The sequence below is a fragment of the Nocardioides sp. CPCC 206348 genome (assembly GCF_048654705.1).
Taxonomy (GTDB): Bacteria; Actinomycetota; Actinomycetes; order Propionibacteriales; family Nocardioidaceae; genus Nocardioides.
In genome coordinates this window covers 37,760-39,205 of record NZ_JBMCZA010000161.1, presented here as the reverse complement: position 1 = coordinate 39,205, position 1,446 = coordinate 37,760, and the positions used below count along the sequence as shown (strand labels likewise).

At 66.8% G+C, this 1,446-nt stretch carries 2 protein-coding genes; both read right to left on the bottom strand.

Features of this window, described 5'->3' with window-relative positions:
* Positions 1 to 154 precede the first annotated feature (154 nt).
* On the bottom strand, positions 155 to 688 hold the full coding sequence (locus ACOADB_RS11900; protein ID WP_378598501.1) for a TetR/AcrR family transcriptional regulator: 534 nt from the start codon (positions 686 to 688) through the stop codon (positions 155 to 157).
* Positions 689 to 864: 176 nt separating this feature from the next.
* Positions 865 to 1,446: acyl-CoA dehydrogenase family protein (locus ACOADB_RS11895; protein WP_378598498.1), on the bottom strand; the 582-nt coding region annotated here is incomplete at its 5' end.

The window sequence follows — 1,446 nt, the reverse complement described above, 5'->3', positions numbered from 1 at the left end:
GAACCTGAAGGGTGGGGCGCTCTTTCGTGGTGGTCATGCCATGAACTCCTTGGGTGCGAACTGAAGGGCGGCGACCGGGCTCCACAGCGAAAACCGATCGGTTTCCACCAAAGTACACCGATCGGTTTCCTCTCGCAACCATCGAGGTCCTACGTCAGCGCATGCCTCCCCTGTCGAGCAGCGCAGCCACCGTGGGCTCAACGAGTCCAGCCAGGGAATCGGCCTGGATGCCCGCGCGCACGCTGGCGCCGTCGAAGACGAGGCTGAGCTGTCGGGCCAACAGGTCAGGATCGCCCGCACCCCCTTGCTCGGCCTCGGAACGAAAGAAGGCCGTCAGGGCGGACTTGACCCCATGGGCCACCTGGCTCGCCGGGTGGGCTTGATCCTTGAGCTCGACCTGGACGGCCAGGTATCGACACCCTCGAAACTCGGGTTCGGTCGACTCGAGCTCCACCTGCTTGAAGACGTGCATGATCCGCTCGCGCGGCGGGCGTTGGTCATCGTCCGCAGGCAGATGGCCCGCAACATAGGCCGCGACACCTTCCTCCAGGCTTGCGGCCAGCAGGTCGTCCTTGCTGTCGAACAACTGGTACAGCGAGCGCTTCGAGACGCCTGCTGCCTTGCACAGTGCCTCGACGCCGACGCCGACGCCGTTCTGATAGGTCAGCCTGGCGGCCGCCTCCAGCAACCGCTCACGAGGACGCGCCTTCACTTCAGTGGTCATGTCGGGAGACTAGCCCGATTTCCACCTTCGGAAAACCGATCGGTTTCCCGCGCTCGTCGACGCGTTCGAGGTCAACATCAACGGCGGCGCCATCGCGATCGGGCATCCCGTTCGACACCGTTGCAACCCGACCCGCACCATCAGGCCCCGAGATCGACGAGAACACCCACACGGGCACGGTGCCGGCCCGGGGTGCCGAGCGCGATCTGGTCGGCCTTGGCGCGCTTGAGGTAGAGATGCGCGGGGTGCTCCCAGGTCATGCCGATGCCGCCATGGAGCTGTACGGCCTCCTCGGCCGCTCGCACCGCGAGATCGCTGTTGAAGGCCTGGGCGATCGACGTCGCCAGGACACCATCCCCGTCGCCCGCGGCCAACGTCGCTGCCGCGTAGCGCGCGGCCGCTGCACCCGACTCCACGTCCGTGTACAGGTCAGCGAGCCGGTGCTTGAGGGCCTGGAACCCTCCGAGCACGCGCCCGAACTGCTTGCGCACCTTGAGGTAGGTCACCGTCGTCTCCAGGCACCAGCGGGCAACACCCAGCTGTTCGGAGGCCATCAGCGCTGCACCCCAGTCCAGCGCGCGGCGTACGGCGGGCTCGGCGTCAGCGAGCACGAGCGCCCCCGCGATGCCGTCGAGAGTCACGTCCGCGACCTGGCGGGTCATGTCGAGACAGACCCGGGGTGTCACCGTCACGGCGGACACGTCGACTGAATAGAGGTGAGA